At 41.7% G+C, this 26,989-nt stretch carries 16 protein-coding genes; 8 read left to right on the top strand and 8 right to left on the bottom strand.

Annotated elements, in window-relative coordinates:
* Positions 1-43: 43 nt before the first annotated feature.
* Positions 44-2,446 (bottom strand): penicillin-binding protein 1C, encoded by a 2,403-nt coding sequence (gene pbpC / locus LC608_RS24830; RefSeq protein ID WP_229556112.1) that lies wholly within the window; start codon positions 2,444-2,446, stop codon positions 44-46.
* 498 nt (positions 2,447-2,944) lie between these two features.
* Between pbpC and LC608_RS24825 the strand changes: the two genes are divergently transcribed.
* From LC608_RS24825 to LC608_RS24815, 3 genes are all read left to right on the top strand, one after another.
* Positions 2,945-8,611: an alpha-2-macroglobulin gene (locus LC608_RS24825; protein WP_229556111.1), complete on the top strand. Its 5,667-nt coding sequence runs from the start codon at positions 2,945-2,947 to the stop codon at positions 8,609-8,611.
* Positions 8,612-8,756: 145 nt separating this feature from the next.
* Positions 8,757-9,230, top strand: coding sequence for a hypothetical protein (locus LC608_RS24820; RefSeq protein ID WP_229556110.1), 474 nt, complete (start codon positions 8,757-8,759; stop codon positions 9,228-9,230).
* A complete protein-coding gene (locus LC608_RS24815; RefSeq protein WP_229556109.1) occupies positions 9,227-9,628 on the top strand; it encodes a hypothetical protein in 402 nt (133 codons plus the stop codon). Before LC608_RS24820 ends, LC608_RS24815 begins: the two co-directional genes overlap by 4 nt.
* Positions 9,629-9,699: 71 nt before the next feature.
* Here the strand turns inward: LC608_RS24815 and LC608_RS24810 are convergent, their stop codons facing one another.
* Both LC608_RS24810 and cbiE read right to left on the bottom strand, forming a co-directional pair.
* On the bottom strand, positions 9,700-9,960 hold the full coding sequence (locus LC608_RS24810) for a hypothetical protein (protein ID WP_229556108.1): 261 nt from the start codon (positions 9,958-9,960) through the stop codon (positions 9,700-9,702).
* Positions 9,961-10,239: 279 nt separating this feature from the next.
* Positions 10,240-11,448 (bottom strand): precorrin-6y C5,15-methyltransferase (decarboxylating) subunit CbiE, encoded by a 1,209-nt coding sequence (gene cbiE / locus LC608_RS24805; RefSeq protein WP_229556107.1) that lies wholly within the window; start codon positions 11,446-11,448, stop codon positions 10,240-10,242.
* Between the two features lie 124 nt (positions 11,449-11,572).
* Between cbiE and LC608_RS24800 the strand changes: the two genes are divergently transcribed.
* Positions 11,573-11,794 (top strand): hypothetical protein, encoded by a 222-nt coding sequence (locus tag LC608_RS24800; protein WP_229556106.1) that lies wholly within the window; start codon positions 11,573-11,575, stop codon positions 11,792-11,794.
* A 383-nt stretch (positions 11,795-12,177) separates the two neighbouring features.
* On the opposite strand, the gene LC608_RS24790 is transcribed toward LC608_RS24800, so the two are convergent.
* The 4 genes from LC608_RS24790 to LC608_RS24775 all read right to left on the bottom strand — a co-directional run bounded on the left by LC608_RS24790 (position 12,178) and on the right by LC608_RS24775 (position 16,743).
* Positions 12,178-13,386, bottom strand: a complete 1,209-nt coding sequence (locus tag LC608_RS24790) for a 4-hydroxy-3-methylbut-2-enyl diphosphate reductase (RefSeq protein WP_229556105.1) — start codon at positions 13,384-13,386, stop codon at positions 12,178-12,180.
* A 126-nt stretch (positions 13,387-13,512) separates the two neighbouring features.
* The gene (locus tag LC608_RS24785; protein ID WP_229556104.1) at positions 13,513-14,346 is read right to left on the bottom strand and encodes an SGNH/GDSL hydrolase family protein; all 834 of its coding nucleotides are present in this window, start codon (positions 14,344-14,346) and stop codon (positions 13,513-13,515) included.
* A 147-nt stretch (positions 14,347-14,493) separates the two neighbouring features.
* A complete protein-coding gene (locus LC608_RS24780; protein ID WP_308189916.1) occupies positions 14,494-15,936 on the bottom strand; it encodes an ammonium transporter in 1,443 nt (480 codons plus the stop codon).
* A gap of 483 nt (positions 15,937-16,419) precedes the next feature.
* Positions 16,420-16,743, bottom strand: a complete 324-nt coding sequence (locus tag LC608_RS24775) for a YnfA family protein (RefSeq protein WP_229556103.1) — start codon at positions 16,741-16,743, stop codon at positions 16,420-16,422.
* A 266-nt stretch (positions 16,744-17,009) separates the two neighbouring features.
* On the opposite strand from LC608_RS24775, the gene LC608_RS24770 reads away from it, so the two are divergent.
* The 4 genes from LC608_RS24770 (at position 17,010) to LC608_RS24755 (ending at position 25,131) form a co-directional block, all read left to right on the top strand.
* Positions 17,010-21,683: a GAF domain-containing protein gene (locus tag LC608_RS24770; protein ID WP_229556102.1), complete on the top strand. Its 4,674-nt coding sequence runs from the start codon at positions 17,010-17,012 to the stop codon at positions 21,681-21,683.
* A 297-nt stretch (positions 21,684-21,980) separates the two neighbouring features.
* On the top strand, positions 21,981-22,406 hold the full coding sequence (locus LC608_RS24765; RefSeq protein ID WP_229556101.1) for a DUF4363 family protein: 426 nt from the start codon (positions 21,981-21,983) through the stop codon (positions 22,404-22,406).
* A 240-nt stretch (positions 22,407-22,646) separates the two neighbouring features.
* A complete protein-coding gene (locus LC608_RS24760; protein ID WP_196525661.1) occupies positions 22,647-22,928 on the top strand; it encodes a peptidase in 282 nt (93 codons plus the stop codon).
* A gap of 826 nt (positions 22,929-23,754) precedes the next feature.
* Complete coding sequence (locus LC608_RS24755) at positions 23,755-25,131, top strand: calcium-binding protein (protein WP_229556100.1); 1,377 nt, start codon at positions 23,755-23,757, stop codon at positions 25,129-25,131.
* Positions 25,132-25,762: 631 nt separating this feature from the next.
* Here LC608_RS24755 and pgk read toward each other — a convergent pair.
* Positions 25,763-26,965 (bottom strand): phosphoglycerate kinase, encoded by a 1,203-nt coding sequence (gene pgk, locus LC608_RS24750; RefSeq protein ID WP_229556099.1) that lies wholly within the window; start codon positions 26,963-26,965, stop codon positions 25,763-25,765.
* Positions 26,966-26,989: the final 24 nt, after the last annotated feature.

Below are 26,989 nucleotides of genomic sequence, written 5' to 3'. Positions count from 1 at the left end.
CAGGTAATTCCTGCCTTTTTTAATCAATGTCCTCTATATTTAATTATGGACGATTCCCCTTTACCTGAGAATTACTAATAGAAAATCCTCGACGCGTAGGTTTAATACTAGCTAATTCGACCTGAAAACTTACCTTGTCGGTCATCTCTCCGCTTCTTGCTTCCAAAGTCCACTTACCAGCACGCAAATTCCAAAATAAAGAATTAGCTGAGTTTGTATCTAGTTTTTCCCCATTTAGCCACCATTCAACAGACGCAGATTTATTTCCCGCTAGCTTAAATTCGAGTTTTTGCTTCGCTTCTTCACCTGGATACAGTAAAAATAAATCGCCATGATGCGGAGATAAAATTCTCAAATTGGTAGAAACAAGACTCGATTGCTGTTGTTTTGCCAACCACTCATCATACTCTGGTGATAAATTGAATTGATTGTCACCTTCGTAGGCAATTTTATCTTCTGGATAGAAATATTCCTGCACCACTGAGGTACAATCTGGTGTTGGTCGTAACCCCGAAATTGCACAAACAGGTAATTGCACTAAACCTTTTGGAGGCGGAAAACCTGCTGGTTCTTGATATTCGTGCAGGTGTAACATAATTCGATTCCACAAGGGTGCAGCCCCGGTAACACCTGAAACCTGACGCATCGGTTCGCCGTTGAAATTGCCTACCCAAGTAGCGACGGTGTAATCTGTGGTGAAGCCAACTGTCCAAGTATCCCGAAAATTGGAAGAAGTGCCAGTTTTAACAGCAACGGGGAAAGGTAAATTTAACACTGAGTCTACACCAAATGCTGTTGCACGGGCATGGTTATCACTAAGTATGTTGGTAATTAATTGCCATATTGTCGTCGAATTTTGGATTTTAGGTCGCACTTTTGGTGCGCTTTCAGCGCAACTTGGATTTTGAATTGGGGAATCTGAAAATGTGCTTATTAGCGGCGTAGCTTCTCCGAGTCGTGCCATAGTAACGTAAGCTCTAGCTAATTCCCATAGACTGACTTCGCCACTACCGAGAGTTAACCCTAAACCGTAATATTCTGGGGTTTGATTAAGGTGTTCAAAGCCCAGTTGATGCAGAAGTTCTAAGAATGTTACCACGCCTACTTTTTCTAAAACCCTCACTGCGGGGACATTTAGGGAATTTGCTAAAGCGATTCGCACCCGCACAGGGCCAAGAAAGCGTTCGGTGTAATCTGTGGGGCTGTAAAGTTTCGCGCCGGGAATTGCATAATGGGCAGGTACATCTGCCAAAATGGTATTTGGGCGAATTAAACCTTTTTCTAAAGCTAATTCATACACAAAAGGCTTGAGCGTAGAACCTGGTTGACGTAGAGCTTGCACTCCATCATTGCGTCCCAGTTTGACTTCATTAAAATAATCAGGTGAACCAACATAAGCCAAAACTTCACCAGTGTGATTGTCAATCACCAATGCAGCTGCATCATGCACATTGTTAGCGGCGAGGGAAGAAATTACCTGCTGTACCTGTGCTTCGACAAACTGCTGCAAGGGGCGATTTATAGTCGTGCGAATAACGGATTGATCCCCCCAACCCCCCTTAAAAAGGGGGGCTTGATTCTCCGCTTTGTAAGGCTTGCTAGGGGGGATTTGATTGGCTAACCAAAATAAAAAGTGTGGTGCGGCGATAATTCCTGGTGGGCGAGATTGAAACACAACTTTTTCGGTATGTGTTCGGGCTGCGTAGCTTGCCGCCGTAGGCATCGCACCACTAATATACTTTTCCTGTACCATCCGATTAAGGACATATTTTTGTCGCTGCTTCAGCCGTTCCCAATGCTGGTAAGGGTTAAAGTATGTAGGATTATTAGGAATAGCAGCCAACAAACTAGCTTGGGCAAGATTCAACTCACTAGCTGGGATGGAAAAATAAGTCTGCGCTGCTGCTTCCACACCATATATATTGCCTCCCATTGGCAGGCGATTGATATATGCAGAGAGAATTTCATCTTTATTCATCCCTGCTACTAACCGCCAAGATAGCCAAATCTCACTCAGTTTACCAGAGAAACTGCGTGGCACTGGATCTAACATCCGCGCTAACTGCATAGTAATTGTAGAAGCACCGGAAACAATTCGTTTGGCGTGAATGGCTTCTTTGCTGGCGCGGATAATAGCTTTCATATCCAACGCCCCGTGATGATAAAAGCTGCCATCTTCGGCGGCTAAAATAGCATGGGTAAACTGGGGAGAAACCTGATTTAGTGGTACTACTGATGTATGTTCTTGGTCACGGGTGAGTAGTGTTCCTAATGGTAAACCATTGCGATCGCTAAATTGCATTGCCAACTGATTTTGAGCAATGCCTGCGGCACGAATGGGCGCAAAATAAGGTAGTAGACGTACCACCAGACAGATTACCAGCACAGCTAGGATAACCTTACTAGTGCGCTTAATTTTGAGTAGCGATCGTGATATCAGTTTCATCAGGGAATCCCTGCCCAAGAAAACTTATCTTAATTTTGACGCGGAGATTATTACATCTACATCAGTAAGTATGTCAAATACTTAATAATTAATTTTTCCTAACTTAGCAGATATAAATTAATATTTGCAGAACTTAAATACTTCTTCATAGTTAAGAATTGTAGTGATTTTTGGAACAATAACACTTGATTGGTTATCTATGTAAATAAACATACGTTACATCCACAGCTTGAGTATAAATAACTAGACATATTGCGTCCTTTATTAGTCTTGGCATTACCCACTCTATGAAAGAATGCAAATTTTTGTTTGCTATAACTTGTGAATTTTTTATTTTTAATTACTAGAAAGATGATAATCAGATTTTTACTGCGTTTCCATCATAAGATTACCTATCGCGTTCTTGGCGTTCTTGGCGGTTTATTAAAAAAAATTAGTCATTCTTCAAGCCAGAAGAGAAAAATACAGTATCTTCTTCTCTTTACATTTATGCTAGGGATGGCAGGGTGTAATTTTTTTGGTATCAACTCAGGTAAAGAACAACTCCCAACAGTATCAGCACTCACCCCGCCTAAACTACCAGACTGGATTGAACAAATTAGTCCCATTGGGGATGCAAAATCTCTTAACCAAATCCGCATCCGTTTTAAAGAAGCTTTAATTCCAGTTGAAAGCCTAGACAGTCCAGAACAGCAGAAAATATTAGAAAAATTTGCACTTTGGCCGCCTTTACCTGGTCAATTTCGCTTTTTGACACCACGCATGGTGGGTTTTCAAGCCGAGAAAGCATTGCCAATAGCGACAAGATTTCAAGTTACCCTCAAAACAGGTTTAGCCGATTTAAAAAATCATCGCTTAGACAAAGATTTACCTTGGACATTCAATACCGAATCTATCAAACTGACTAATTTACCCGGTGTTAATCCCATTGAGAAAGCTGATATTGAACCAATTGATTTACAACAGAAATTACAGTTTACTTCAAATGTTGAATTGGATTTAGCTTCTGTACAAGAACATTTACAGTTAACTCCAGAAGGAAAAAACAAGGGTGTAGGCTTTAAAGTCGAATTAAATAAAGAAGAAAAACCATTAAAAAGTGAAGAACCTTTAGAAAAATTTGACCCTTCAGCACGCAATTGGATTTATAACCTCGTCCCCCAGCAAAATCTCGAAAAAGCAACCCCTTATCGCCTAGTATTTTCTCCCGGAATCCGCCCTGCTTATGGTAATCTACCTACAGAGAAAGAATTTGCCACTAAGCTAGCAACTTATTCGCCTTTAGCATTTCAAAAAATTAACTTTTACGGACAGCCAGATGCAGGTGGAACTTTTGGAAGATTTATTAAAGGCAGTCCACAGCTAGAATTTAATAACATCTTATTGCCAGATTCAGCTAAAGAAAATATTACTATTAATCCAGCGCCAAAAGAAATTTCGAGAATCATCCAAATAAACGATGAAGATAAAGTTGTCGGTATTAATCCTTATGCGCTAGAACCTGCCAAGACTTATACAATTACTATCGGCGGAAACCTCAAAGATAAGTTTGAGCAGACTTTGGGTAAACCTGTCACACTAAAATATGATACTGGAGATTTAGCTGGGGATATTTGGGTACCATCAGATTTGAATATTTTCCCCACAGGTAAAGATTTACAGCTAAATATTAGTACGGGAAATCTGCCAGAATCTAAGTACAAAGCAGCTTATCAAGTAGTTAAACCGACAGATTTAGTTTATTTTAATAATAGTAATGATTTATTACCACAACCTTCTGATTGGCAAAGCTTTAAGGTATCAGGTAAAAAAAATCAATCAGTTGATATTGCTGTTCCTCTGCGGGAAAAAATAAGTGCAGCTACGGGAATGCTAGCTTATGGAGTGCAAGCCCGTACTAATAAATATCAGGAGAATGGTAAGGAACTGTGGCGTGAACCTACGACTTATGGCATGGTTGAATTGACGAATTTGGGCGTATTTACTCAGTGGTTTCCTGAGTCAGGCTTAATTCGCGTCAATCATCTTACAGATGGTTCGCCAGTTCAAGCGGCTGCTGTGGAAATTTATCAATCAAAATTACAGGCTAAATCTCGCCCTGAACCTGTACCTTGTGCAACGGGTAAAACTGATGAAAATGGAACTTTGGCAATTACTCGTAAAGGATTGCAGCAATGTTATTCGGGAAATGAAAGTTATAGTAAATCACCACAATTATTAGTAATTACCCGTGAAAATCAAGATTGGGCATTCGCCAGAGTTGAAGAATATAGCGGCGTTTATGGATATGGTATTGATGCAGGCTGGCAAGTTGGGAAACCTGAATCACGCGGGGTAATTTTTTCGGATAGACAGTTGTATCAACCAGGAGAAAAAGCTTGGTTGACTGGTTTTGCTGACTTCTTGCAAAATGGTGCAATCCAGCAAGATAAAAATGCTGCTTACCAATTAACTTTGGTTAATCCTGATGGGCAAAAGGCTAATTTAGGTACGCAAACTACAAATGAATTTGGTACATTTTCTCTAGAACTCCCCATCAAGGCTACTCAGCGCTTAGGCTACTATACAATCCAGGCTAAGGGTAAGAATGGGCAAGAAATTTCTGGAGAATTTCGGGTAGCTGAGTTTAAGCCACCCAATTTTAAAGTCGAACTCAATTTAGATAAAGAATTTGCTCTCATTGATGAGAAAGTTGATATTAATGCCACAAGCAATTATTTGTTTGGTGCGCCTGTAGAAGGTGGCGAAGCAAAATACTTTATCACTCGCCAACAGGCTAACTTTCTCCCTAAAGGTTGGGAGGAATTTACTTTTGGTAGACAATGGTTGTGGCCAGAGGAAACCCCTACTATATCTAGTGATGTCTTACAAACTAATGCCCAGCTAGATGCTAATGGTAAAAGTAGTCAAACTGTGAATGTGGCTAATGATTTACCATATCCGATGACTTACCGGGTGGATGTGCAAGTTGCAGATGTTTCTAATCTATCTGTAGCGAATTTCAAAACTTTTACAGCCTTACCGAGTAATCGCCTCATCGGGTTAAAAAGTAATTTCGTCGCTGATGCTGGTAAGGCTTTTCCCATTGAAGTGATTGTTACTGACCCTACAGGAAAAGTGATTACAGGGCAACGGGTACGCTTAGAATTACAACAGATTAAATATAGCAGCGTCACGCAATTGGTAGAAGGTAGCCGAACTCCAAAAAATCAAGTTGAATATAAAACAGTCGGACAAGCAGAAATTACATCTGCTAGTAATCCGCAATCGGTGAATTTGACAGCACCGGAATCTGGTTCATACCGGATTAGAGTTAATTTTAGTGATGCCAAAGGCGAATCAAGTGCCACAGATTTACAAATTTGGGCAACTGGGGGAAATCCAGTATTTTGGGGTTCTAAAGAAAAAGATGTCTTAGAAATTCAGCTAGATAAAAAAGAGTTTAAACCTGGTGAAACCGCTACTGTACTAATTCAATCTCCCTATCCAGATGCAGAATTGTACTTTGCTGTGATTAAAGACAAACCCCTTTATCAGCAAATTACCAAAACTCAGGGAAGCGCACCACAAATTCAGTTTAAAGTCACGCCAGAAATGCTACCAAATGCAGCTATTGAAGCTGTCTTAGTCAGACAAGGCAAACCGATAAACCAAGTCGAAGCGGGAAGTTTAGATAATTTGGTGAAGATTGGTTTTACACCTTTTAAAGTTAACTTAGAAGATAAGTATTTAAAACTGCAAGTTAAGCCAGTACAAGCATCATTAGAACCTGGTGCGGAGGAAACGGTACAACTAGAACTGAAGGATAATCAAGGAAATCCCACCAAAGGACAGTTTACAGTCATGGTGGTAAATGAAGCAGTGTTACAACTTTCTGGTTATCGTCCCCCAGACTTAGTAGATACAGTTTATGCAGAACAGCCGATATCTACCCGCTTTACCGATAATCGTCCAGATGTCATATTACAACCACAAGATGTAGCTAAACCCAAAGGTTGGGGTTATGGCGGTGGTTTTTCAACTGGTGCAGCCAATACTCGCACTCGCACAGATTTTCAAGCCTTAGCTTACTACAACGGTTCTGTTCTCACCGATGCTAACGGTAATGCACAGATAGCCTTTAAACTCCCGGATGACTTAACTACATGGCGGGTGATGGCTGTGGCCACTGATGGAAATCTGCGTTTCGGGAATGGAGACGCGACGTTTATCAGCACAAAGCCACTGCTAACTAATGCCATCTTGCCACAATTTGCCCGTCCAGGCGATCGCATCCTTGCTGGTTTATCTGTAACTAACAACACTGGGAATACAGGAAATCTCTCAATTAATGGCGAACTTAGCGGTAATGTAAAGTTTGCTGAGAAAAACCCCACAGCGACTACTTTGCAAACCAAAGCTGAATCCGCGACTCACGCTTATCGTTTTCCAATGGTGGCGGATAGTGTGGGAGTTGGGAAAGTTCGCTTTACCACTCAGCTAAATGGTACAGCCGCAGATGCTTTTGAAGTTCCTTTGGAAATTAAGCCAATTGAAATTACAGAAAAAGTTGTTGAAACTGGTGTAACTGAAAAACAGGTGAAGATTCCCCTGAATGTTGATAAAAATACCTTCCCTGATGCGGGAGGTTTAAATATTCAGTTGGCGAGTACCTTAATTCCAGAGATTCAAGCACCAGCAAAGCAGGTTTTAGAAGATGATGATTTGCCGTTTACAGAACCTGCTGCAAGTCAGTTAATGATTGCGACTAATCTGCAAAATCTTACACAAAAATATGGTCAGACATTTTCAGAATTTAATCCTAGCCAACAGGCAAAACAAGCAATTGAACAATTACAAAAACTCCAAATAGCAGATGGTGGTTTTGCTGCTTTCCCTAAACAAGAAAAATCTGACCCTTGGGTTTCTTCTTATGCAGGTGAATCTTTGGTTAAAGCTAGTCAGGTGTTTCCTAACTTAGTCGATTCTGCAATGCTGTCCCGCCTCAAAGCTTATTTGCAAAAAGTTTTAGCGAATCCTGGAGAATACGAGTTTTGCAAACAGCAACTATGTAAAAGGCAACTGCAACTTAATGCTTTAATTGCTTTATCAGAATTGGGTGAAAAACGCAATACTTTTCTTGCAGATATTTATGAACAGCGTAATAATTTTGATGTAGTAACTCAAATTAAACTGGCGCGATATTTATCTCAATTCCCAGAATGGCAAGATGAATCTCAACAATTAGTAAACAAGCTGCAACAAAGTATATATGAAACTGGTCGCACAGCAGTTGTGAGTTTACCCAGCAGTTGGGGATGGATGAGTTCATCTACCACGACGCAAGCGCAAGCTTTACGCTTGTTTATTGCCAAACAAAGTAAACCCGAAGTTATAGATAAATTATTCCAAAGTCTTCTGGCACTGCGGCGGTATGGCACATGGCAAACTAACTATAATAATGCCCAAGCCTTAACAGCTTTGGTAGAATATAGTCAACTGCAACCCACACCACCTAATTTTGTTGCCACAGTACAATTAGCTGGTAATAAGTTAGGAGAAAATCGGTTTGAAGGTTACACAAATCCTAGCTTACAACTAATTGTGCCGATGAATCTATTACCTCGTGGGCGTAATGATTTAACGCTGCAAAAATCAGGTAATGGCACTTTACACTATCTGGTTGCTTATAATTATCGCTTGCAGGGAAATCAACCAGGCAGATTTAATGGTTTACGCATAACACGAGAAATTGGTCAAGTAAATAAAGATAAAGTTTTACAAAAAACAGGTCTTTACGCTTTCGATAAACCCTTGACTTTAGCCTCAGGACAGGTGTTTGATATTGGTTTAGAAATCATTGCCGATCATCCTGTGGATCATGTGGTGATTAAAGATCCGTTACCATCAGGTTTTGAGGCGGTGGATGCAAGTTTTCAAACTACCACAGCTGCATTACAAGCAAAAGCCGATAGCTGGGAACTTGGTTTTAAGAATGTGTACCGCGATCGCATTATCGCCTACGCCGGCCACCTGGAACCAGGGGTTTATAGTCTGCATTACTTAGTCCGTTCTGTTACTCCTGGTACATTTTCTTGGCCTGGTGCCCAAGTTCATCTGCAATACGCACCAGAAGAATTTGGGCATACTGCTGAGTCTACATTAATACTGGAGGATGGAAAGTAATAATTGTAGTTTATTGCATTTCTGCAACTGGAATAAAGTACAATCAAACTAATCACGGTAAGATTCACTCTGTTTAGCTTGGACAAACCCCAAGAGTTAGTATTAACTAAATTAGGAGAAGGACTACCCGCTATAACTCCATCTTTTGGAGCAGCAAAAGCCAGAAGCTTGTGCGGTGTGTTTGGAGGATCAAGGTCATTTACAGGGTGTAGAACTCACAGTTAATGGAGACTTTCGTACCACCTTCAGACTATATTGGCAACCTGTTACACAGCAAATGCTTCGCTGCTGGAATGATGAAGAGTTCACCACAGAACAAGCAGCCTATGCTATTGCCTTTATGCTCATCAGACAATTGACTCAGTTTACAGTGATTGAGCGATCGCGCAAAGGTACTGGATTTGATTATTGGTTAGGTAGCGAAGATGAAGTAGGTGAACTTCCGTTTCAAAATAAAGTAAGGCTGGAAGTTTCAGGTATACGTAAAGCAGATGATCGCAGGGTTAGAGCTAGAGTCAAACAAAAAATAGAGCAAACTAATCCTTCAGATGGCAAATTTCCCGCTTACATTATTATTGTTGAATTTAGCAAGCCCTTATCTTTTATTGTGGAAAAATGAGTCAGATTCAGGAGTTGCATAAACAGGCGATGGATTTAGCCGAAGCAGCTTTTACTGCTAAACTCAGAGGAGACTCTAAGCAAGTCAAGTCTAGCTATCGACAAGCTTTTGAGAAAGAATCTCAAGCTGCTGCACTGATTGCCAATCAACTTGATGCCGAACCGACTCGCTCAGTATTACATCGCAGTGCTGCAACTCTTGCAATAGACTGTGGTGAATTACGAGCAGCAGAACGTTTGATTGCGATCGCCTTATCAGGAAATCCACCCCAAGAAATTGCCCAAGAGCTAAAAGATTTATTCATTAAAATAAATTTACGCCCATATTTAGAACGTCATGGGCTTAGTTTTGATGAAGAAAAGTTGAGAAATTTAATACTAGATAAACAGGGTACTTGAAACACAGGCGAACGCACTCTTCTAAGAGTAATTATAAATAGCGATCGCATTATCGCGTTTCTTAAACAACTTCAGGATTTTTCTTGTGGTTCCTCACCAATTAACAATGCTTTTTTACTACGTTTCAACTGTTTCCAAAGTGCTTTAATCTGTTTGTAAGCGTCTTCTGGGTCAAGCTTTCCAGATGTTTCTAAACTGGTAATGTAGCCAACTTTTTGAGTAAATTCTTGAAGGTTAGCATTAAATACTAAATTCTCTGGCTTAACTTGACCGTAATAGCGACTACGAGGGTAAAGAAATTTGTTTTTGTCGTTAAGATTATGCTCGTCCATTACTTCATCCCCAATAAGTGACTTTTTGCCGACGATAATTACAACACAAATCGCTCAATAAAGAAATTGCCGCGATTGTTGCAAACTGTGAGCGAGTCTAAAAGGGAACACAAACCTAATTATACAGCAATTAACCGCTTACTAGCTGTAATGGCAGTAAGGTTTTTCAATTGTGAACATTAAGTGTGAACTATACCAGCTTCTGGTAATAGCGTTGCAATCATAAATAATAGAAATTTAAATTTGAAATTAAGTTCCCTTAGCTTATGAATCATCTTGTTATTTGACAACTACCCATTGCGTCACACCCGCCATTCCTCGCCAGCCCAAAAATTTACCAATAGGTTCAGCTCGTTGAATGGCAATACGAGTTAAATCACCACCGACTCGTTCATGCCATTGAAACAAAGTTTGCTCACCCTCTACTGTCACTACATTTGCCACCAAACGTCCACCCGGCCGCAGTGCTTCCCAGCAAACATCAAAAAGTCCCGTTGCTGTCACCCCACCACCAATAAAAATGGCATCTGGTGTAGGCAAGTCTTTCAAGGCTTGGGGCGCTTTACCTTCAATAATTTGCAGATTGGGAGTACCGAGAGTCGCGGCATTATCGGCAATATATAGTAGTCTAGAAGCATTTTGTTCGATCGCGATCGCTCGACACCGAGCATTACTCCGCATCCATTCGATAGAAATTGAGCCACAACCCGCGCCAACATCCCACAATAGTTCTCCCGGTGTCGGTGCTAAACCTGCTAGGGTGATTGCCCGAACTTCACGCTTCGTTAACTGTCCATCGTGGTGATAGGCATTATCTGGTAATCCTGGTAATCTTGATAAAGGGATAACTCCAGCATCAGCAATACAATCAACTGCGATCGCATTCAAAGCAGCAACTTCAGTTTCACTCCAGAATGCAGCCGTACCTTCCACAATTCTTTCATGAGCGCCGCCCATACGCTCCAATAGGGTGATTTTACTGCCACCATAGCCGCGATTTGTCAAAATTTCTGCAACAATGGCGGGTGTGCCCTTCCCCTCACTCAAAATCAACAGCCGCGCTTTTGGGTAAATGTAAGACTGGAGTAGGGAGGATGGACGACCATTCAAACTCAAGGTTTCCACCTCAGTTAAAGACCATCCCACCCTGGCACAGGCGAGGCTGAAGGCTGAAGGTGCGGGGATAATCGTCATTTCAGATATGGGAATTCGCCGCATCAAGGTAACACCAATGCCGTAACACATCGGATCGCCACTTGCAAGTATGCAAATTGACTCACCCCGACGCTTGCTGATTTCCTCAACTGAAGTGCTAATGGGAGATGTCCAGACTAGTTTCTCACGTTGGTCATCTGTAGGGAGCATTGCTAAATGGCGATCGCCTCCTACAATTACTTTAGCTTGATCCACTAGAGAACGAGCGATCGCGCTTAACCCCTGTAATCCATCTTCTCCAATACCGACGATAGAAAGCCATTTCTCTGTCATGCTAATTCATGATTAAATTAATAATTATTACTTCATAACTAAGACTTGACACTAATTCTAATTCTGAATTATTCCGTTAATTTTGGTAGGATATATTTTATAGTGCTGGATTGAGGATAACAGGATGAACTCACTCCCAGAAATAGAAGCCGCTATTATGCAACTGTCTGAAGGTGAAATGCGGGATTTATCAAACTGGCTCCAAGAATATCTTAACGATGCTTGGGACAAGCAAATTGAAGCAGATGCAAAATCGGGTCGATTGGATCAGTTAATCCAGCGTGCAAAAGCAGATATTGAAGCTAATCGGGTGAAACCGTTAGATGAAATCCTTAACAACCCCTGATTTTTGGCGCTCTTATGCTGCACTTTCACCTGAAGTTAAAGAGCAAGCTAGAAAGGCGTATCGTCTTTGGATTAATAATCAATTTCATCCGTCTTTGCATTTCAAAAAAAGTAGGAAATGATTTGTGGTCAGTCAGGATTAGTGGTGGATATCGCGCACTAGCACTAAAGAACGGCGAGGATTATTACTGGATCTGGATTGGTTCACATGATGAGTATGAGGCGCTGATTGGATAAGAATATTGCTGCTTCATTCTTTAACTGATTTTGCAACTTTCTCGGCAATTGCAAATGGAGATGGGGAGACGAGGAGATGGGGAAAATAATAACTTCTCAGTCAACAGTCAGCACTCCCAATACCCAGTCCCCAGTCCCCAGTCCCTTTTAAACCAGCGCTGCTGTTGCTTTCATTGCAAAAATCTTCTCAATCACATCTTCTACTACCTTATCTGGCGTGGAAGCACCAGAAGTAATTCCCACAACAATTTCTCCATCTGGCAACCAATTTTCTGTAGTTATTAACTGCCCATTTAATTGCCGATGTTCTATGGAATCTCCTGATTTGAGGCGTTCAACAGTATCAATATGATAAGAAGGAATTCCCCGCTCAAAAGCAATTTGTTGCAATTGAGTAGTATTCGATGAATTAAACCCACCAATTACTATCATTAAATTTAAATTTTGTTCCACTAACTCCAACATGGCATCTTGGCGTTCTTGAGTTGCATCACAAATAGTATTGAAGCTTTGGAAATGCTGATTTAACTCGGTGGGACCATACTTTTGCAACATAGTCCGCTCAAAAAGCTTGCCGATTTGCTCAGTTTCGTCTTTTAGCATCGTAGTTTGGTTAGCAATACCAACTCTTGCTAAATCTTGATCAGGGTCAAATCCTGCTGAACAAGCTTTAGCAAATTTTGTCATAAATTCTTCACGGTTCCCACCATTCATAATATAGTCAGCAACATATTGCGCTTCTTGCAAATTCAACACAATTAAATACTTGCCAGCAAAGGAACTAGTCGCAACTGTTTCTTCGTGTTTATATTTACCGTGAATTATTGATGTATAATCGATTTTTTTGTGCTTTTCTACTGTATTCCAAACTTTAGATACCCAAGGACAAGTTGTATCAACAATTTTGCAGCCTTTATCGTGAAGTATCTGCATTTCTTGAACGCTAGCCCCAAAGGCGGGTAATATCACTACATCACCAGTTCCAACAACAGAAAAGTCTTTATTCTTTCCTTCAATGGGGATGAATTCTACTTCCATCTCCTGCATTCGCTGATTTACAGAGGGGTTGTGGATAATCTCGTTAGTAATCCAGATGTGTTCTGTAGGGAAGTGCTGGCGAGTTTCGTAAGCCATTGCCACAGCGCGTTCTACACCCCAGCAAAAGCCAAAAGCTTGTGCTAGTCGGATTGTCACATCACCCCGTTGTAGAGTGTAATTGCGATCGCGAATTTCTTGAATCAAATTACTCTGATACTCAGATTGCAACTGGGTGGCAACTTCTGCTTGATGACCAAACCCTTTGCGATTGTAATTTTCGGAATGTTGCAGGCTGCGCTTAAAAGCTTTTGTATCCATTAGATTTGTCTACTTAAACCACTATTTCTTATTTTCTCGCGCCCAGACGCGATTTATACAAAGTTGTATTCAAAGATATTACTTCTTTTTGTCTTTTATCCTTTTTCCAGTGAAAGATGAAAGATGTTAACGCTGGGGTTTTAATTCGATCTCGCTATAAATCTGCAATGCAGAACGCCAAACTATATAGCCTTCAGGACTTAAATGTAAGCCATCAGTAGTAAATTCGCGGCGGAGATTACCTTGTTTGTTGGTAAACAGGGGGTATAAATCGAGATATTTGACACCTTTTTTGTTACAAATACTTTGCAATTGCTCATTTAACTCACGAATGCGACTATTGGCAACAGCCAGAAGTTTCTCTCGTCCTTTCCAGGTTGCTTCTTCTGCCCCATGTGGCAAAATCGATTGGACAACAATTTGCGTTGTGGGATGCGTCTTTCGTAGGTAATTGATAATTTGACGCTGATTATTTAAAATTACCCTGTCGCTCACCCCCTGAATTAGGTCATTAATGCCAATCATCACAAAAATCACCTCTGGCTGGGTGCGGTCAAATATCTCCAATCTTTTCAAAAGCCCATTACTGGTTTCGCCAGAAATTCCTTGATTGAGCCAATTTTTACCTTCTGGTAATAACTCAGGCGGAAACCACAAACTCAAAGAATCTCCCACCAGGATCGTTAAGTGCGAAGGACGTTGGTCTGCGGCTACCTTAGCTTCTTGCATGAGGATGTCTACCCACTGCTGGTAAGAGAGTTGGTGACGACGACCTAAATCAGGTGTAGCAATTTCGGGTGAGTTGTTCAGGCTGATTGGCTCTGGGGATGTTATTGTCCCAAAAAAAGCGGACAATCTCTGCTGTTGCCAAATTAGCAGGATGACCGCCAACATTAGGATGCCGTTGGTTAACAGCGAGAAAAATGCCCAGATAGGAAAGGTTTTTGCAGATGTAGACACGACTAGCGAAATTTACCAATTATTTGAATCAAATTTTAACGCTAGCGATCGCAAATCAGCCCAATTTTGGATTTTGAATTTTGGATTTTCGATTGAAAGAAAAATCTAAAATCTAAAATCCAAAATTGAAGGACTTAGCACTCTTTACTAAGTGGGACGATCGCCAAACTCGGAATTGTAACCTTCTTCGCCGTGTTCGTTGATATCTAAACCTTGCAATTCAGCTTCCTCTTTGACTCGCAGCCCCACTGTAGCATCGATAACCTTGAGAATAACCCACGTACCAACACCTCCGATCACATAAGCAATGGCAATTGCTACTAGTTCAACTCCCAATTCACCAAAATTACCACGTAACACTCCGTCTTTACCTCCGCTGTTGACTTGAGTCGTGGCAAAGATGGCCGTTAAAATTGCCCCCACTGTCCCACCAACGCCATGCACAGGAAAGGTATCTAAAGCATCGTCAATTTCTAGCTTGTGCTTGAAACTGATCGCATAGAAGCAAACAAAGGCGGTGATGAAACCAATTAAAATCGCTGATAGCGGTGTCACAAATCCGGCTGCGGGAGTGATGCCAACTAAACCAGCAACGGCTCCTGTAGCTGCTCCCACGGCAGTTGGTTTACCCCGTAAAACAGCCTCCAAGATTAGCCACATTAAAGCCGCCGCCGCCGCCGCCGTATTAGTGGCAACAAAGGCTGTTGTTGCTAAATTTGTTGTTAAGTTACCAGAAGTTCCACTAGCAACAGATAGGGCACTCCCAGCGTTGAAGCCGAACCAACCAAACCAGAGCAAGCCAGCACCCAGCAAAATGAAAGGAACATTGTGCGGCGGACTAAGACGATCAGGATGGGTTTTCCGAGGCCCAAGGACGATCGCTGCGACCAAAGCAGAAACGCCAGAACTAATGTGAACAACTGTGCCACCTGCAAAGTCGAGGGCACCTAATCCACCAGCCAAACCTAAAAATCCACCTTTCGCCCAGACCATGTGAGCCAGGGGGGCGTAAACAAAGGTTGACCACAGCAGCACAAACAGCGAATAGGCTCGGAAACTCATCCGCTCTGCGATCGCCCCAGAAATTAGGGCTGGGGTGATAATAGCAAACATGGCTTGATAAATCATGAATGCCTGGTGGGGTATCGTTCCTGCGTAGGAGACGAGATCAGCATATTTAGGGTCTGCTGCTTTGAGGGCATCTTCATAAGGCAGATGCGGTAAGTAGCCTTGAGTTTCTAAACCAACACCGTTCAACCCTAACCATTGCAATCCACCGATAAATGGTAAACCTGGTGCAAAGGAAAGACTATAACCCCACAGAATCCAGGTAACTCCCACGATCGCCATCAACACAAAGCTCATCATCAATGTGTTTAGGATATTGCGCGATCGCACAAATCCACCATAGAAGAACGCCAATCCTGGTGTCATTAACAGCACTAGTGCTGCTGAAATCAGCATAAATGCCGTATCTCCAGTATCAGCAGCAGGCACAGCAGCTGGTGTTTGGGCAAAAGCATTGCCCATCAGCGGCCCTCCTAAAAACAGTAGGGTGATAGCCCCAATCATCACAACTTTCTTCAACACTTCTTTTTCTTCCTAAGCACCAATAATTTGTATACTTAACTACATTTGATTACTTTTAGTTACACATTTTTGTGTTCAAAGTTACTTAACCTTAATTTTCTTGAAAGGTTAGCAAAAATATAATCCTGTTTGTAGTTGCCAAGATGGGAAGAATGATGTATGTATTCAATCATTTGATTGTTGATTGCATCTTTTTTTTGAAGAATAGCATTTTATTGAAGCGCTACAAAACTCTAAATTTTTAGTTACCTACTGTTACAAATCAAGATACTTGTGATCCTTGAGAAGTATTGTAAATTATCAAAGAATTTTGCCAAAAGATGTCTCTTCATATCTCCCGTATAAAGGCGTAGATATATATCCAGATGGCTTTTTTTTACAGCTTAGTTACTAAAAAAACTTTGCAATTTTGGATGAGGTTATTATCTGTTTAAAAGAGAATACTATAAAAGTTATTGGTCAAAAATAATATAGAAAATTTACTTAATTTCTGGGTGCAAACATGATAATTAGAACACCCACTAAAGCTAAACATGCTCCGATTAAGTCGTAGCGGTCTGGAGTTACTCCGTCTACCTTCCAACCCCAGAACATTGCCATTGCAATAAACACGCCACCGTAAGCCGCATACACTCTGCCAAAATTTGCCGATTGGAGAGTTGCAATAATCCCATAGAAAGCTAAAGCAATTCCACCTAATATGCCCCACCATAAAGGCTTACCTTCGCGCAACCACAACCAGATTAGGTAGCCGCCACCGATTTCAAAAAAACCAGCCCACAAAAAATACAGTAGGGACTTAATCATTCAACAGATTCTTTAATAAGATCGAACTCAGTGAAATTACGCTAACGCTTTTAACCAAAGTGTTGTCATTAATTAAAGTAAGTTTGTCGACAAATTAGGGATTGGGGATTGGGGCTAGAGACTGGGGACTGGGTACTGGGTACTAAGGAATGGGACAAAACAAGATAAAGACTTCTTTTTTAATAATTCCGCCTAATCCGCAATCCTTAATCCTCAATCTCCAGCCCCCAAGCCCCAATCCCCAGTCCCTAATCCCCAGAATAAGGATGAAAGCACCATTACCTGATAACGAAACACAGAGAATCGAGACACTTTTGCAGTATAAGATTCTCGACACGCCATCTGAAGCCGCTTTTGATGACCTCACCCATTTAGCCTCGTATATTTGTCAGACTCCTATTGCTTTAATTAGCTTAATTGATACAAACCGTCAGTGGTTCAAGTCAAAAGTCGGAATGGAAGCCCTAGAAACACATCGAGATTTCGCATTCTGTGCCCATGCTATTCTACAGCCTGATGTTTTTATTGTGCCTGATGCAACAGATGACGAAAGGTTCGCCACCAACCCACTGGTAACATCTGGCCCAAAGATTCGGTTTTATGCTGGTGTACCTCTGACTAATCCGGAAGGATATGCGCTAGGAACTTTATGTGTAATTGACTATGTACCACGAGAACTTACACCAGAACAAGTGGAGGCATTACGAACTTTAGGCCGTCAAGTCATCAAGCAACTAGAATTACGGCGAAATTTAGCAAGTTTGGTACTTGTAACCAAGAAAAGCAAACAGGCGCAGCAGGTAAGGAAGCAATTTTTCAAAAAGATTGCAGCAGGCTTTGGTTTAGCATCGGCAATTTTAGTTCTGATTGGCGTAGTTTCTTATCAAAATACAAGAGTATCTACTAATAATCGCAGTATAGTAAAAAACACTTATAAAAAAATTGAGAGTCTAGAAAAACTACAGTACCAGGTAAAAGATGCTGAGACTGGACAAAGTGGTTACATCCTCACTGGAAAACAAACTTATCTCAAACCTTATCAAGCAGCACTTACTAACGCCGAGCAAGAAATTGCCAACCTGAGAAGTTTAACAGCAGATCAACCGAATCAACAAAAGCAAATTGCAACGCTTGAATTTCTAATAACGACTAAATTTACTGAACTAAAACAGACTATTGACTTGCGCCAAAACAAGGGATTAGAGGCGGCATTACAAGTACTAGTGAAAAATGATCAGCAAAATCTCACCGATGATATCCGCAAGGCGATCAATGAGATGGAAAACGAGGAAAGGGGACGACTCCAACAGCAGTTACAAGGAAAAAAAGCCACTACTCGCAACACAATTCTGACACTTGCGATCGCCATCTGCCTAAGTTTTATCGTTCTTGCTGTAGTCTACTACTTCATCTATCGTGAGGTCATTGAGCGCAAAAATACAGAAGAAGCCTTAAACCAAGAACGCAACTTTATCTCAGCAGTCCTGGATACAGCCAGCGCCTTAGTAGTAGTTGCCGACTCCCAAGGAAAAATTGTTCGCTTCAATCAAGCTTGTGAGCAAACAACAGGTTACTCCTTCGATGAGGTGAGGGGTAGGTATTTTTGGAACTTGTTCCTACTTCCTGAAGAGGTAGAGTCAGCCAAAGCAGTTTTTGAGCAATTGCTAAGTGGGAGAGGCTTCCTAGAACAGGAAAACTATTGGGTAATGAAAGATGGCAGCCGCCGACTGATTGCCTGGTCGAATACCTTCTTAAAAGACTATGAAGGATCGGTGGAATACATTGTTAGCACTGGCATTGACATCACCACTCGCAAACGCGCCCAACAGCATTTAACTGCACAATATGTTGCAACTCGCATTTTAGCAGAGTCCGCCACGACGGGCGTTGCTACTCGCCAAATCTTGCAAGGCATCTGCGAGAGTTTGGCATGGGATTTGGGTGAAATTTGGATGGTGGATGAGCAAGCAAATGTGCTGCGTTTTCTCGATATGTGGCATAAAGCACCCCTTGATCTGCAAGAGTTTGAAGCCCTGAATCGGCAAACCACCTTTGCACCAGGAATTGGACTACCTGGCCGGGTTTGGGCCAGTTCTGAACCTGTTTGGATCGCTGATATCGTTAAAGAACTCAGTTTCTTCCGCTTCAAAATCAGCGATGAAGTACAATTACACGCAGCTTTTGGTTTTCCGATCCGCAGTGGTCACAAAATCCTTGGTGTGATTACCTGCTTCAACCGTCAAATCCAAGCGCCTGACCAAGATTTGATCAAAACGATGAATTCTATCGGTGAGCAAGTGGGGCAATTTATCCAGCGTAAACAGGCTGAAGAAGAAGTACAACGGCAAAACTTGCGATCGCAATTATTTACCGAAATCACCCTCAAGATTCGCCAGTCTTTGCAAATCGAACAAATTCTCCAAATCACTGTGGAGGAGGTACAAAGAATTCTCCATACTGACCGAGTTTTAATCTATCAAGTTTTGCCTGATGAATCTGCACCCACCGTTATTGAAGCAGTAGTTTCTGGCTTACCAACAATCAAAGAGCAAAACATCAGCGCCCCCTACTTTCGAGCCGAATATTTACAGCAGTACTATCTACAGCAGTACCGTCAAGGACAAATTCTAGGGCTAGCTAGCTTCGATCTGCCAGAAGTCGAACAAAACCATCTGGAATTAATCCAACAGTTTGGGGTCAAAGTCAATTTGGTTGTGCCCATTCTTGTCAAAGAAGAACTATGTGGTTTGCTCATAGTTCATCAGTGTGATGATTCCCACCACTGGTCTAGCTTTGAAACTCATCTTTTGCGACAAATAGCCGACCAACTAGGTATTGCCTTAGCCCAAGCCCAACTATTAGCAGCAGAAACTCGTCAGCGACAAGAACTTGAAATTGCCCGTCGCCAAGCCGAATTAGCTTCTCAAGCTAAAAGTGCCTTTTTGGCAAATATTAGTCATGAAATTCGCACTCCGATGAACGCTGTATTGGGCATGACCAGTTTGGTATTAGATACTCCCTTAGACTCAGAACAGCGAGATTTTATTGAAATAATTCGTAGTAGTGGAGACGCGCTTTTAAGTTTAATCAACGAGATTTTGGATCTTTCTAAACTTGAGGCTGGAGAGATGGCTCTTGAAACTCTAGATTTTGACTTATCCACTTGTCTGGAAGAAGTGGTGGAATTATTGGCTCCCTCAGCCCATAATAAGGGATTAGAAATTGGCGGACTGATTGAGCATAACGTCCCCACCCACCTCAAAGGAGATACTGGTAGGCTACGGCAAATTCTCATGAACTTAATCAGCAACGCGATCAAGTTCACCAGCACTGGCGAAGTATTAGTACAAGCCGAATTGCGTTCTCTTACCTCTACTACAGCCACCATCCATTTTGCCATCACAGATACAGGTCTTGGCATCAGCCCTGAAGATCAACGCAAACTCTTTATGCCATTTACCCAAGTGGACGCTTCTACCACTCGCAAGTATGGTGGTACCGGTTTGGGATTAGCCATCTGTAAACAACTAGTAACTTTGATGGGAGGAGTAATTGGGGTAGAAAGTCAGATCGGGAAAGGATCTAAGTTTTGGTTTGAGGTGCTTTTTACAAAGCTTGTTGAGCCTGCTTTGCCAAAATGCGAACGCGGACTTTTGAACAATCGCCGCTTGTTATTGGTGGATAAAAACGCTATTAATTACAAAATTATCTACGATCAAGCTACTCGTTGGGGAATGCAGGTAGACCAAGCTGACAGTATTGCTGCTGCTCTCAAAGTTATTCAGTCAGCTTATGAGCAGGGTAAGTCTTATGATATTGCCTTGGTTGATATAAAAAATGACATGACAATAGAAGAACAAATTAAAGGGAATTCTGCAATTACTGAAATACCTTTGATTATGCTCACCTCTACTAATCAAAGAGATGAAGTGCAGCAGACGCTCAAAATTGCATTTGCTGCTTATTTAGTCAAACCGATTAAGCCATCACGACTCCTCAATGCCATTATGAATATTTTAGAAACTCAGTCAGAATCAGAACAAGGATCTAAAGGCTCTTGGCTAAAGGCTACTGAAAAAATACAGAGTCCAGATTCAGGCATTCTGACCTCCTCTTTTCCTTACCCCGCTACTAAATCGAAGTTAAGAATTCTCTTAGCTGAAGATAATTTGGTAAATCAGAAATTAGCCTTGAAACAACTTGATAGTTTGGGCTACAAAGCCGATGTCGTTGCTAATGGCAAGGAAGTTTTGCAGTTATTAGAAAAAATTCCTTACGATTTGATTCTAATGGATTGTCAAATGCCAATTCTTGACGGTTTAGAAACCACAAAAGAAATTCATCGTTGGCAAGAAGATACTTTTGCTCTCCGTCGTCGTCCTGTAGTGATTGCGATGACCGCTAATGCAATGAAAGAAGATCAAGAAAGGTGTCTCAATGCCGGAATGGATGACTATCTAACTAAGCCAGTGTTTAAAGAAAAATTGGCTGCAACCCTAGAGCATTGGACAGGTGTGATCCTTTCAAAACAAGAGGCATTTATATATGAGCAGACAGTTACTACTGATTTAGCAATTGATTGGGAACACTTGCATCGGATATCGGGAAATGACACAGAATTTGAGTTAAGTTTATTGCAAGTATGCGTTGAAGATATTAAACCCCGTTTAGAGATAATTAAAGCAGCGATCGCATCTCATGACTTTGGGCAAATTGCGCGAGAAGCTCATCACCTTAAAGGTACTAGTGCCAACATTGGAGCCACAGCTATGTATCTAGCATCGGACAAACTAGAACGATTGGCTTACCATCAAGACCTTAGAAATACTACTAACCTAATTTTAGAGTTAAAAGAATTTCTTAACTGCATTCAAGATTTTTTAATCAGAAACCAGGTAACAAATCGCACCTTGTTACCAACCAAAAACGATGGTGCATAAACCCGCGATTAAGGGACTTCCAACTAAAACAATATCCTATTGTGGTGTAGGCAGGGGGGCAGGGAGCAGGGGGAGATAGAAAAATATTATCTGAGAAATTGGTTAATTTATTTCCTGGAACTTCCTAATGCAAAAACAGCCTTAATGCACCCATGTTAGTAAAAACAAGTATAGAATATTACAAAGTTAGGCTGAACCAAAAGCTGCATCAAATCTTCCTATATCTCCAACAACTTTAGCTGATATAGTAGCTGATACCGTCGGTATTTGGCGATTTATCATTATTCAAGAGGTCTTATGAAACCCTTAATCTACATCATCCCCGTTACTGCAATTGCCTTACTGACATTAGTTGGATGCAATAGCGATCAAAAATCTACTACCCAGACTCCTGCTGCCACTGAAAGTACTGCGGGGACAGTAGTATCCAAAACAACTGTTGCTACACAGGGAGGTTTTAAGACTTTGGTCAGTGTAGTTTCAAATACCAAAACTGCGGTGCAAGGCGGAAACTATGACAAAGCTCAACAAGAATTTAATAAGTTTGAAAACTCTTGGTCTAAGGTTGAGGATGGTATCAAAACTAAATCTTCAAAAACCTATAATGTAATCGAAGATACTGCGACTCAGGTGAAGGGTGCGCTGAAGGCAAAAGATAAAGCGAAAGCTCTTAAAGGGTTACAAACACTTGACACAAATATCGCCAGTGTTTCTAAAAAGTGAGGTAAAGCTAAGATAGAGCAGAAGTTAGCCCCTTCTCTGCGTTCGCACAGCGTGTCGCAGACAGACGCTACGCGAATGGGGAAGTCAAAAGTCAATAATTTTGAATCCCATAAATGAATTTAGTTGCTCTGCATCCAAATTATTTTTTGGTCAAAAGACAAAAGATACTAAGAAAACAGTCTTTATATCTGGCTTTGAACAAATAGCAAAGTGCTATAGTTTCCCTGGAGATTTTGGATAATGCGTTCATTTCGCAAGTACCACCGGACTCTGGCAATTATTTTGGCTTTACCGCTTGCTGTAACATTGTTAACTGGAATTGCAGCTACGCTGGTAGGTGAGTGGTCAGCTAACCTGGGAGTAGGGCGTAGTCTACTGCTTTCGATTCATCGTGGTGAAATATTTGGTTTACAGGGAATCTACCCGATTTTGAACGGACTAGGACTATTGGGATTGTTGGTTACTGGATTAAGTATGACTAGTTTGTTTGGTAGAAAAAGGCCAAAATCCGAGAAGGATTAGAAAAGACATAATTTCACTTTCCGTGCGATCGCATAGCAAAAAGATTAGTACTAGCCCTTTCAAGGTGTGCTTGACCTCAGTTTGATGCTAGCAGTGGATGCATTTCCTTGTGAAGATGGTCAATTCGTCATTAATTACCAGTTCGTTGAGTGCGGGTACATACTCCATTTCAGTGAGTAAATTTCCTTTCTTGCCTGAAGATGGCGGAACTTTGTCTGGTAGCAGCTCTAGACCTGATTTTTCTTATACGCTAGAAGTCAGTGTGGCATAAGAACGTTGTTAAATTAAAGATTGTAATTTCAGGCATTTAGTCTCCACAGTTTTTCCCCTATTTAATGTCATGTCTGAGATAGGTATTCGTATTTTACCATAGTGCCTGGCTCGCTTACATCCCCACCCATTAAGGAATGGGGTTTTACGCTCGATCAATAAAGTCTCTACATAATTCTAAAGATGGCTATTAACATCATCTAAAACCGCAATTCCAGGCAATACCTTGCTTTCAAGTAACTCCAAGCTAGCGCCGCCGGTAGAGATATGGCTCATTTGGTCGGCTAAACCGACCGAATAATTATGTAATGCTTAAGTATTATTAAGTTTTACATAAATTCTAGATTCCTATATGAATTAAATAAATGAAATGCATATTAAAATGCATTTCTTTAATAGAAAATTATTTTTTGGTATAAAAAAAGATTTGCTACCAAAAAATCTGACTCGGATTGCTATAGATTACGCAAATGGCAAGTAATCTACATTGAACTAATGAATAGTTCTTTGACTGAGGCTGAACTTACATATTAGTGAGAAATTCAGGAGAAATAACATGGCATTTCTTTTCGGCAAAGCAAGTGCTGACAATCTTTTTGGGACTTCGAGAAATGACACGATAGTTGGTTGGGCTAGTGGTGGTAATGCCAATAGTACCTCCGGTAACGACACTTTAAATGGTGCAGATGGTAACGATTCCCTCGCAGGTGGGACGGCAAACGACAGTCTAATCGGTGGAAATGGCAATGACACACTTGATGGTGGCACAGGAAACGACACTCTAATAGGTGGTGCAGCCAATGACACCTTCATAGCCAGTCAGGGTAATGACAGCATTAATGGCGGAGATGGCAATGATACCGCAGACTACAGTCAACTAGATCAAGTCATTACCTTGTCAGGTGTTGGAACAATTGAAAAATCTGGGGGATTTGGACAAGACCAACTCTTTAGAGTAGAAAGGGTTATTGCTAATCCTGATGTTGCTAACAACACTATAGATACATCCCAATCTTTGCCTGGGGTATCTATCACTGTTAACCTGCAAACCCAAAGTCTGGCTGCCAACAATGTTCCTGGCTTGGGAAGATTGTCATTTACAGCAGTCAACTTTGATAATGTCATCGGCACAAATGCAAATGACAGCATTGTTGGTGACAGGCAAAATAACCGATTATCCGGTAATAATGGCGATGACACACTTGATGGGGGCTTGGGTACTGACACTTTGAATGGGGGAGCAGGCGACGACACTTACCTCGTTGACACTACTCGTGATACTATTACAGAGGCTGCGAATTCAGGCACAGATACCGTCCGGTCTTCTGTCTCGTATACACTAGGCGCCAATCTGGAAAACCTGACGCTCAGGGAAGGTGGCAACATCACCGGGACAGGTAACAATCTTAGCAACTTCATTTTTGGTAATACTTCTAACAACACTTTAAATGGTGGAGGAGGCGATGATACTCTAGATGGTAGCGATGGCAATGATATCCTCAATGGTGGCAACGGCAATGATAGCCTACAAGGCGGGCCAGGCAATGAGGTACTCAATGGCGGGGCTGGAGACGACATCCTTATTGGTGCTTTCCCTGGTAGTCCGCTTCCACCTGGAATAGGGGAAACTGATCGCTTCACAGGTGGGGCTGGGGCAGATATATTTATCCTGGGTGACGCTGCAAATGTTTTCTACGACGATAACAACATTACGAATCCTGGTTTTGGGGACTTGGCTACTATTACTGACTTCAACCCTAGTGAAGATATAATTGAACTCCAAGGAACTCCACAAGACTACCTCTTGCAATCTGTTGGAAGCAACACACGAATCTTCTTAGACAAACAAGGAGCAGAGCAAGATGAAATCATAGGTATTCTGCAAGGCGTAGTAGGTCTCACACTTGATAGTAACAACTTCACTTTTCTATAAGCGGGAAAATGCTGGAGCAAGCTACTTGTGTACGAGAGGCTACGCGAACGCCAACGCATCTACCCTCGTAATTGTTTATTGATCGAGGTAAAACCCCATCCCTTTATGGGTGGGGTGCGAAGACATGACATTTATTGACCGCAACACTAGTTGTTGAAAAATAAGAAAAAGTGGTTTGTCCGTGACGGTAGAAATAAACTTAAATCGTTATTCACTCTCGTGAAATGGATTCAAATTCTTCTCCCTACAAACAGTTCGGCTGTGCCGGGGAGACAGGGTACAGTCAATTAGCCGTATGTTTCAACCGATTATTTCGGTTAGTTACAAGCCACATCGCATTCTTTGGGTGGGGCGTTTGACAGCGTTCGATGTCAAAAAGACCTTCAGAATAGGTTAGACCATCTTAAGCGATGACTGACGACAACTCACTGCGTGTCTACACTTGTAATGTTTGTGCCTATCCCAGCCATTTAGGTTGGATATCTAATAATTTAGGGGCTTGGGGCTAGGGTATTAGGTATTGAGTATTGGAGTTAGGGGAAAGGTGACAGGTGATAGGGAATAATCTGTACCCTGAAACCTGTACCCTATTCCTTTCTTCAGTCCACAGTCACCAATCCCCAGTCCCTAGTTACGCATCATCTAAAGCCGCAATTCCAGGCAATACCTTGCCTTCAAGCAACTCCAAGCTAGCGCCGCCACCGGTGGAGATGTGGCTCATTTGGTCGGCTAAACCAACCTTTTCCACAGCCGCTACTGAGTCGCCACCGCCAATGATGGTGGTTGTGCCAGTTTTGCTAATTTCGGCGAGGGTATGAGCGATCGCTTCCGTACCTACCGCAAACTTATCAAACTCAAACACACCCATTGGCCCGTTCCAAATTACCGTTTTGGTATCTGCAAGGGCATCTTGGAAAACTTTTACTGAGTCTGGGCCAATATCTAAACCCATCCAACCATCTGGGATATTCTCAATGCTAACGGTTTGAGAATTGGCATCAGGGGCAAAGTTATCTGCCAATACCACATCTGTGGGAAGCAATAAAGCAACGCCCCGTTCTTTAGCCTTAGCTTCCAAAGACTTCGCTAGTTCTAGCTTGTCTTCTTCTACCAACGACTTACCGACATTTAAACCACGAGCTTTGTAGAAGGTGAAAATCATTCCACCGCCGATAATTAGTTTGTCGCACTTCTCCAGCAACGTTTCAATCACGCCAATTTTGCTGGAAACCTTGGAACCGCCAATAATTGCCGCCAAAGGACGCTGGGGATTTTCAATAGCATTTTGCAGATATTGCAATTCCTTCTCAACCAAATATCCAGCCACAGAAGGGCTAAGAAATTTAGTCACACCTTCAGTAGAAGCATGGGCGCGGTGTGCAGTACCAAAAGCATCATTTACATAAAAATCAGCATTAGCTGCCAACTTTTTCGCAAATTCTGGGTCGTTTTTCTCCTCTTCTGGGTAAAAACGGACATTTTCTAGTAACAGCACTTGGCCATTTTGCAATGCGCCAACTTTAGCTGCAACTTCATCACCAATGGAGTCATCAGTTTTAACGACTTCTTGCCCTAGTAACTCAGAGAGACGCTTGGCAACGGGAGTTAGGCGTAATTTGTCATCCACACCCTTGGGACGCCCAAAATGACTTGCGAGAATGACCTTAGCACCCTTCTGCGTCAAATCTTTGATGGTTGGTAGAGCTGCGCGAATGCGAGTATCGTCGGTAATGTTGCCTTGATCGTCCACAGGCACGTTAAAGTCAACCCGCACTAAGGCACGTTTCCCAGATATATCAGCCGAAGATAAACTTGCTAAACTTTTTTTGGACACACCAAACTCTCCTGATTGCCTTTT

It is taken from the genome of Nostoc sp. XA010, from assembly GCF_020829625.1.
In the GTDB taxonomy this organism is placed as follows: domain Bacteria; phylum Cyanobacteriota; class Cyanobacteriia; order Cyanobacteriales; family Nostocaceae; genus Nostoc.
Note: the sequence above shows the minus strand (reverse complement) of the source record. Positions and strands in the feature narration are given on the sequence as shown.

What these genes read in the sequence shown, in the direction of transcription:
- pbpC (WP_229556112.1), bottom strand. Translation starts at nt 2,446, where the DNA reads ATGAAACTGATATCACGATCGCTACTCAAAATTAAGCGCACTAGTAAG.
- LC608_RS24825 (WP_229556111.1), top strand. Translation starts at nt 2,945, where the DNA reads ATGGCAGGGTGTAATTTTTTTGGTATCAACTCAGGTAAAGAACAACTC.
- LC608_RS24815 (WP_229556109.1), top strand. Translation starts at nt 9,227, where the DNA reads ATGAGTCAGATTCAGGAGTTGCATAAACAGGCGATGGATTTAGCCGAA.
- LC608_RS24810 (WP_229556108.1), bottom strand. Translation starts at nt 9,960, where the DNA reads ATGGACGAGCATAATCTTAACGACAAAAACAAATTTCTTTACCCTCGT.
- cbiE (WP_229556107.1), bottom strand. Translation starts at nt 11,448, where the DNA reads ATGACAGAGAAATGGCTTTCTATCGTCGGTATTGGAGAAGATGGATTA.
- LC608_RS24800 (WP_229556106.1), top strand. Translation starts at nt 11,573, where the DNA reads ATGAACTCACTCCCAGAAATAGAAGCCGCTATTATGCAACTGTCTGAA.
- LC608_RS24790 (WP_229556105.1), bottom strand. Translation starts at nt 13,386, where the DNA reads ATGGATACAAAAGCTTTTAAGCGCAGCCTGCAACATTCCGAAAATTAC.
- LC608_RS24775 (WP_229556103.1), bottom strand. Translation starts at nt 16,743, where the DNA reads ATGATTAAGTCCCTACTGTATTTTTTGTGGGCTGGTTTTTTTGAAATC.
- LC608_RS24770 (WP_229556102.1), top strand. Translation starts at nt 17,010, where the DNA reads ATGAAAGCACCATTACCTGATAACGAAACACAGAGAATCGAGACACTT.
- LC608_RS24765 (WP_229556101.1), top strand. Translation starts at nt 21,981, where the DNA reads ATGAAACCCTTAATCTACATCATCCCCGTTACTGCAATTGCCTTACTG.
- LC608_RS24760 (WP_196525661.1), top strand. Translation starts at nt 22,647, where the DNA reads ATGCGTTCATTTCGCAAGTACCACCGGACTCTGGCAATTATTTTGGCT.
- LC608_RS24755 (WP_229556100.1), top strand. Translation starts at nt 23,755, where the DNA reads ATGGCATTTCTTTTCGGCAAAGCAAGTGCTGACAATCTTTTTGGGACT.